The following is a 7460-nucleotide window of genomic DNA, read 5'->3' as shown; positions in this document are numbered from 1 at the left end:
TCCTACAAGTAGATCGCGTAGCGACGCTGCGGCTCGCGGCCACTCGCGCTGTCGCCGAAGCCCATGTAGGAGCGGCACAAGCCGCGACCGTGGTAACGCAACTGCGACGCAGCTTTCGGCGCGCGCGGATCGTCCGCGGTCGCGGCTTGCGCCGCTCCTACAGGTAGGTCGCGCAGCGCCTTGCTTGGCGCCGGTCCGCGCTCAGGAACTGATCGACTGGGTCAGCTCGACCCAGGTCGGGGCCTTCGGCCAGTGCGGTTCCAGGTTGCCTTCCAGCACCCGCCGCAGGTCGCGGCGGTCGATCTGCGGGGCCAGGCCTTGCACCAGTTCCAGCGCGTAGTCGCGCAGCACCCGCGCGCGCGGGATCACCGCCCAGGTAATGCACTCGGGCACCGCGTCGGGCGCGACCAAGGCCTTGAGGTCGTCGTCGCGCGAGGTCACCGCCATTTCCGCGAGCAGGCCGACGCCCAGGCCGGTGCGCACGTAGGTCTTGATCAGGTCGGCGTCGCGCGCGGTCATCGCCAGCTGCGGCTCGTGGCCGCCGGCGGCGAAGGCGCGGCGCAGCGAGGATTCCGGCCGGGTCGAGGATTCGTAGCTGATCAGCGGATGCGCGGCCAGTTCGGCCAGGGTCGGCGCGCGCTCGAGCTTGGCCAGCGGATGGCCGCGCGGCACCAGCACCACCCGGCGCCAGCGGAACAGCGGCACCGCCAGACCGCCCTCGGGCGGCGCGCCGGCGGTGCTGATCACGGCGAGGTCGGCGTTGCCGTGCGACAGATGGGTCAGCACCTCGCCGTCGGCCGCCGCTTGCAAGTGCACGCTGACCTGCGGGAAATCGCGCTTGACCTGGGCGATCACCGGCGGCAGCACGTAGCGCGCCTGGGTGTGGGTGGTCGACAGCACCAGGCGGCCGGCGTGCTGGCCGCGCTCGTTGGCGGCGTAGGCGCGGATGTTGGCCGCTTCCTCGAGGATCCGCCGCGCATGCGCGAGCACGCGCTCGCCGGCCGGCGCGATCGCCTCCAGGCTGCGCCCCTTGCGCACGAACAGCAGAAAGCCCAGCTCGTCCTCGAGCTGCTTGAGCTGCTTGGACAGGCCGGGCTGGGTGGCGTGGACGCGTTCGGCGGCGAGGGTGATGTTGAGGCCGGAGTCGGCGATGGCGACCAGATAACGCAGCTGGGTCAGGGTCATGGGGTGGCGATCCAGAATGAGAGTCGGTGTGGAAGGTGGCGTATGGCGCGGCGGCGACAACAGCCGGCGCCCGCGTCGCCGCGGCAGCGCGGATGCATCGCTCGCATTCGCTGGCACCTCGATTCCACGTATCTATCGCTCTATTCGGATGAAAGGATTTATAGATTAACCATCCCCCGGGCCGGCTGTCCAGTATCGGCCCGGCAACGCTACGGCTCATTACGTGACGGCATGTGCAAAGGCCCCGCCGTCATTTCCGCCGCGCCCGCCGGCCGCCGTAGGGTCGTCGCATCCTCCCCTCAACGCACGAACACCGCCGTGACCCGCGCCTCGTCCTCCCGCGCCTCGACGCCGATGTACCCGCTGTTCGCCGACCTGCGCGGCCGCGCCGTGCTGGTCGTCGGCGGCGGCGCGGTGGCGCAGCGCAAGGCCGCGGCCCTGCTCGAGGCCGGCGCGCAGGTACGCATCGGCGCGCCGCGCTTGAATGCGGCGCTGGCAGCCTGGGCCGCCGAAGGGCGCATCGAACACCTGGCCGGCGAATTCGCCGCCGAATGGTTCGACGGCGCTTGGCTGGCGGTCGCCGCGACCGACGATGAAACGGTCAACCGCGCCGTCGCCGCCGCCGGCGAAGCGCGCCGGGTCTGGGTCAACGTGGTCGACGATGTCGAAGGCTCGAGCTTCCACGTGCCCGCGCGGGTCGAACGCGGCCCGGTGCAGGTCGCCATCTCCAGCGGCGGCGGCGCGCCGATGCTGGCTCGGCACCTGCGCGAGCGCCTGGAAACCGAGCTCGACGAATCGCTGGGCGAACTCGCCCGGTTGCTCGCCGCCGAACGCGCGCGCATCCGCCGCCACTACCCCGATCTCGGCCAGCGCCGGCGCTTTTTCGAGCGCGTGCTGGCCGGGCCGATTCCCGCGCTGCTGCGCGAAGGCCGGCGCGAGGATGCGCAGCGCGCGTTCGGCGCGGCCCTGATCGACGACAAGCCGGCCGCGCCGCCGGCCGGTTCCGTGGTGCTGGTCGGCGCCGGCCCCGGCGACGCCGGATTGATGACGCTGCGCGGCCTGCGCGCGCTCAATCAGGCCGACGTGATCCTGCACGACCGCCTGGTCAGCCGCGACGTGCTGCAACTGGCGCGGCGCGACGCCGAGCTGATCGAAGTCGGCAAGCAGGCCGGCAACCACCACACCACCCAGGACCGCATCCACGAGCTCATGCTCGAGCACGCCCGCGCCGGCAAGCGCGTGGTCCGGCTCAAGGGCGGCGATCCGTTCGTGTTCGGCCGCGGCGGCGAAGAACTGGAAGTGCTGGCGCAGGCCGGCATCGCCTTCGAAGTGGTGCCCGGCATCACCGCCGCGCTGGCCTGCGCCGCCTACGCCGGCGTGCCGCTGACCCATCGCGAGCACGCGCAGTCGCTGCGCCTGGTCACCGCGCACCTCAAGGATTCCGCCGGCGATCTCGACTGGCAGGCGCTGGCGCAGGAAAAGCAGACGCTCGCGGTGTACATGGGCGTGGCCGGCCTGGACGTGCTGCGCGACAAACTGATCCAACACGGCCGCGCCGCCAGCACCCCGTTCGCGCTGATCGAAAACGGCTCGCGCCGCGAGCAGCGCGTGGTGACCGGCACCCTGGCCGAACTGGCCGAACGCGCGCAGGGCCACCGCGTGCAATCGCCGGCGCTGCTGATCGTCGGCGAAGTCGCCGCGCTGGCGCAGCGCCTGCATTGGTTCGGCGACGCCCCGCTTACCGATTTGCCCGACGCCGACGCCGACGACGCGCTGGCCCAGGCCGCCTGATTCCCCATACACCCCACGCCACGGGAGCACGTCCATGTCGCTGCACGAAAGCATCCTCGACACCATCGGCGACACGCCGATCGTCAAACTGCACCGCCTCGCGCCCAAGCACGTAACGCTGTACGCCAAGGTCGAATCGTTCAATCCGGGCGGCTCGGTCAAGGACCGGCTGGCGCTGGCGATCGTGCTCGACGCCGAACGGCGCGGCGAGCTCAAGCCCGGCCAGACCATCGTGGAAGCGACCTCGGGCAATACCGGCATCGCCCTGGCCATGGTCGCCGCCGCGCGCGGCTACCCGTTCGTGGCGGTGATGACCGAGACCTTCTCGGTCGAACGACGCAAGCTGATGCGCGCCTACGGCGCCAAGGTGATCCTGACCCCGGCCGCCGAACGCGGCACCGGCATGGTGCGCAAGGCCGCCGAACTGGCCGAAAAGCACGGCTGGTTCCTCGCCCGCCAGTTCGAGAACCCGGCCAACCCGGCCTATCACCGCAGCACCACCGGCCCGGAAATCCTGCGCGATTTCGCCGGCAAGCGGCTCGACTACTTCGTCTCCGGCTGGGGCACCGGCGGCACCCTCAGCGGCGCCGGGCAGGTGCTCAAGCTGGCGCGCCCGGACCTGAAGATCGTCACCTCCGAACCGGCCGGCGCCTCGCTGCTGGGCGGCAAGGAGTGGGCGCCGCACAAGATCCAGGGCTGGACCCCGGACTTCGTCCCGGCCGTGCTCGACCGCAGCATCGCCGACGAGATCCGCCCCATCGACGATGTGACCGCGCGCGACACCGCGCGCCGCCTCGCCGCCGAGGAAGGCCTGTTCGTCGGCATCTCCGCCGGCGCCACCATCGCCGCGGCGCTGGAAGTCGCGCAGGCCGCGCCGGAAGGCTCGGTGCTGCTGGCGATGCTGCCCGACACCGGCGAGCGTTATCTGTCCACGTTCCTGTTCGAAGGCGTCAACGAAGGCTCCGACGACGAGTGGCTCAAGTCACTGGAGCAGGAAGAACCGGTCGCCGCCTGAGGCGCGGCCGGCAAGCGATTTCGTTTTACCCGGGCACCCGTAGGGCGGGGCCCGCGGCGCAAGCGGCAGGGGAAGGCGGTGGCGACCGTTCCCGGCCAAAGGCGACGCGGGCTTCGCCCTACACTTTTTTGCCGCGGCGATGTTTCCCTGATCGCGACACGGCTACGGTCGCTCCCTGTAGGAGCGGCGCGAGCCGCGACCAACCGAAGCGACGCACCGAAAGCGTAACCTGCCGAAGCCCGGCCGGCAGCCATACATACGCCGCTTCGGAACGTCCCGTGGTATGACGTCGCTTCGGTTGGTCGCGGCTCGCGCCGCTCCTACAGGGAGTTACCGCGGCGGCACCACAGCATGAAGGTTGCGCTCCCGCACCGGCCGGCTACCCTGTGCGCCGGCGGCCTTCGCCGCATGGAGCCTGCATGACCCAGCCGTCCCCCTCCGACCGCGACGCCGCGCGCCTGGCCTGGGCCCGCGCCGCGACCGGCGACGCGCGCCTCGAACTCGTCCGCGCCTCCTTCGACGCCGGCTTCCGCAGCTACTGGCGCGGCCGCGTGCACGCCGGCGCGGCGCTGCCCGAGGGCGACGCCATCGTCATGGACTCGCCGCCGGAGCTGGAAGACCCGCGCCCCTGGCTGCGCCTGCGCGAGGTGCTGGAGGCCGGCGGCGTGCGCGTGCCGCGGGTGTTCCAGGCCGATCCCGAACGCGGCTTCCTGCTGCTGGAAGACCTCGGCCGCGACACCGTCCTGCAGGCGGTCGAAGCCGGCCGCGCCGATGCCGACGCGATGTTCGAGGCCGCCTTCGACCAGTTGCTGAAGATCCAGGCCCTGCCCTGCCCCGACGACCTGCAACCCTACGACGAAGCCTTCCTGACCCGCGAGCTGCGCCTGTTCGACGAATGGTTCCTTGGCCGCCACCTGGGCGTGGCACTGGACTGCGGCGACCTGGAACGGCTCGACCTGGCCTACCGCCGTATCCTCGACAACGTGCTGGCGCAGCGCCAGGTGTTCATCCACCGCGATTTCATGCCGCGCAACCTGATGCCGGTCGAAGGCGGGCTGGCGGTGATCGATTTCCAGGGCGCGCTGCGCGGGCCGATCGCCTACGACCCGATCAGCCTGTTCCGCGACGCCTTCGTCAGCTGGCCGCAGGAGCGCGTGGAGGCGTGGCTGGCGCGCTACCACGCGCGCGCCGTCGCCGCCGGCATCGCGCTGCCCGACTACGCGCGCTTCCGCCGCGATGCCGACTTCGCCGGCCTGCAGCGCCACATCAAGATCCTCGGCCTGTTCGCGCGCCTGAACCACCGCGACGGCAAGCCCAAGTACCTCGCCGATGCGCCGCGTTTCCTCGGCTATCTCGATCTGGTCCTGCCGCGTTACCCGGAACTGCAGCCGCTCAGCGAAATCGTCGAGCGCTACGTGCGCCCGGCGCTGGCGGCGCGCGCATGAAGGCGCTGATCTTCGCCGCCGGCCTGGGCGAGCGCATGCGCCCGCTGACCCTGCACACGCCCAAGCCGCTGCTGCCGGTCGGCGGCAAGCCGCTGATCGAATGGCATCTGGAGAAGCTCGCCGCGCTCGGCGTGGACGAGGTGGTGGTCAACACCTCGTGGCTGGCCGAGCGTTTTCCCGCCGCGCTCGGCGACGGTTCGCGCTGGGGCCTGCGCCTGCGTTTTTCCTATGAGGGCGCCGCGCCGCTGGAAACCGGCGGCGGCATGCTCAATGCGCTGACGCTGCTGCAGGAAAACGCCGCGCCGCAGACGCCGTTTCTGGTCGCCAACGGCGACATCTGGACCGACTACGACTTCGCCCGGCTGCCGCGCGAATTCGACGGCGACGCGCACCTGCTGCTGGTCGACAACCCGCCGCAGCATCCGCGCGGCGATTTCCGCCTCGACGCCGACGGCCGCGTCGGCAACGACGGCGAGGACAAGCTCACCTACGCCGGCATCGGCCTGTACCGCGCCTCGCTGTTCGCCGACTGGCGCGACGCGCTCGGCGACGCCGCCGGCACCGAGCTGAATCCGCCGCGTTTCAGCATCGTCCCGCTGCTGCGCCGCGCCGCCCAGCGCGGCCGCCTGCGCGGCTCGCGCCACCGCGGCCGCTGGACCGACGTCGGCACGCCCGAACGCCTGCGCGAACTGGACGCGACGTTCGTCGCCGACTGACGGCCGTCGCGGCACTGGCGCGTGCTGCGGCGCGCGACTAGCATCCGCGCCGACGCTTATGACCGACCCACAACACAAGAAACTCAGCAAGTTCCTCAGCCTCGTGCTGCGTCACGAACCGCAGGCCATCGGCCTGAGCCTGGACGCCCAAGGCTGGGCCGACGTCGATGAATTCATCGCCAAGGCCGGCGCGCACGGCCGGCTCTACAGCCGCACGCTGATCGAAGCGATCGTGCGCGACAACGACAAGCAGCGCTTCAAGCTCAGCATCGACGGCCGCCGCATCCGCGCCAGCCAGGGCCATTCGATCGACATCGACCTTGCGTTGCAGCCGCTGCAGCCGCCGCCCTCGCTCTACCACGGCACCGCCACCCGCTTCGCGGCCTCGATCCGCGAGACCGGGCTGGACAAGCGCAGCCGCCGCCACGTGCACCTCTCGTTCGACCGCGACACCGCGGTCAAGGTCGGCAGCCGCCACGGCGCGCCGCTGGTGCTGCACGTGCGCGCCGGCGAAATGCACGCGCGCGGCTTCGCGTTCTACCGCGCCGACAACGGCGTGTGGCTCACCGACGCGGTCGCGCCGGAGTTCATCGATTGGCCGACGCAGGGCTGAGGCGATGCGACTGCGTGCGATCCGCGCCGACATCACGACCCTGGCGATGGACGCCATCGTCAACGCGGCCAACTCCTCGCTGCTCGGCGGCGGCGGCGTGGACGGCGCGATCCACCGCGCCGCCGGCCCTGGATTGATCGCCGAATGCCGCCTGCTCGGCGGCTGCAAGACCGGCGAGGCCAAACTCACCGGCGGCCACAAACTGCCGGCCCGGCATGTGATCCACACGGTCGGGCCGGTATGGCGCGGCGGCGATCGCGGCGAACCGGAGCTATTGGCCGCCTGCTATCGCAACAGCCTCGACATCGCCGCGCGTCGCGGCTTCGCAACCGTGGCGTTCCCCTGCATCAGCACCGGTATCTTCGGATATCCCGCCGAAGCGGCGGCGCGCGTGGCGGTGGATACGGCGCGCCGCCATGCCCTCGACGCCCAGTTGCCGGAAACGGTGACCTTTTGCTGCTTCGGCGACGCGGATCTTTCGATCTATCTGGAGCTGCTGGACCGAGCCGACTAGAAACGCCGCAGCTCCGAAACTACAGCCTGCGCACCGAAGCCAAGCAACCTCCGACTCGTCATTCCGGCGAAAGCCGGAATCCATGTTGATCTTGATCTTGCTGTCGCCCTTGCTCCTCGCTCCCCCCGCCGCCCCGAACTCGCCACAGGCAACCAGAGACCCGAAGGGCGGCGCACAGGAT

The 7460-nt window shown here is 71.0% G+C and carries 7 protein-coding genes; 6 read left to right on the top strand and 1 reads right to left on the bottom strand.

Annotation, left to right across the window (positions count from 1 at the left end; translation table 11 throughout):
* Positions 1-201: 201 nt before the first annotated feature.
* Positions 202-1185, bottom strand: coding sequence for a LysR family transcriptional regulator (locus A7A76_RS14685; RefSeq protein ID WP_074864058.1), 984 nt, complete (start codon positions 1183-1185; stop codon positions 202-204).
* Positions 1186-1539: 354 nt separating this feature from the next.
* On the opposite strand from A7A76_RS14685, the gene cysG reads away from it, so the two are divergent.
* The 6 genes from cysG (at position 1540) to A7A76_RS14655 (ending at position 7279) form a co-directional block, all read left to right on the top strand.
* Positions 1540-2976 carry a siroheme synthase CysG gene (gene cysG, locus A7A76_RS14680; protein ID WP_206411904.1) on the top strand — a complete coding sequence of 479 codons (1437 nt, stop codon included), beginning with the start codon at positions 1540-1542 and terminating at the stop codon, positions 2974-2976.
* A gap of 34 nt (positions 2977-3010) precedes the next feature.
* On the top strand, positions 3011-3991 hold the full coding sequence (gene cysK / locus A7A76_RS14675) for a cysteine synthase A (RefSeq protein WP_206411879.1): 981 nt from the start codon (positions 3011-3013) through the stop codon (positions 3989-3991).
* A gap of 419 nt (positions 3992-4410) precedes the next feature.
* Positions 4411-5436 (top strand): aminoglycoside phosphotransferase family protein, encoded by a 1026-nt coding sequence (locus tag A7A76_RS14670; protein WP_206411878.1) that lies wholly within the window; start codon positions 4411-4413, stop codon positions 5434-5436.
* Positions 5433-6152: an N-acetylmuramate alpha-1-phosphate uridylyltransferase MurU gene (gene murU, locus A7A76_RS14665; RefSeq protein ID WP_206411877.1), complete on the top strand. Its 720-nt coding sequence runs from the start codon at positions 5433-5435 to the stop codon at positions 6150-6152. The genes A7A76_RS14670 and murU overlap by 4 nt, the downstream gene beginning before the upstream one ends.
* 58 nt (positions 6153-6210) lie before the next feature.
* Positions 6211-6765, top strand: coding sequence for an RNA 2'-phosphotransferase (locus tag A7A76_RS14660; RefSeq protein ID WP_206411876.1), 555 nt, complete (start codon positions 6211-6213; stop codon positions 6763-6765).
* Positions 6766-6769: 4 nt separating this feature from the next.
* The gene (locus tag A7A76_RS14655; RefSeq protein WP_206411875.1) at positions 6770-7279 is read left to right on the top strand and encodes an O-acetyl-ADP-ribose deacetylase; all 510 of its coding nucleotides are present in this window, start codon (positions 6770-6772) and stop codon (positions 7277-7279) included.
* Positions 7280-7460: the final 181 nt, after the last annotated feature.

Source organism: Lysobacter enzymogenes (assembly GCF_017168095.1).
GTDB classification, from domain to species: domain Bacteria; phylum Pseudomonadota; class Gammaproteobacteria; order Xanthomonadales; family Xanthomonadaceae; genus Lysobacter; species Lysobacter enzymogenes_D.
The sequence above is the reverse complement of the archived record's forward strand: the minus strand, read 5'-3'. Positions and strand labels throughout refer to the sequence as shown.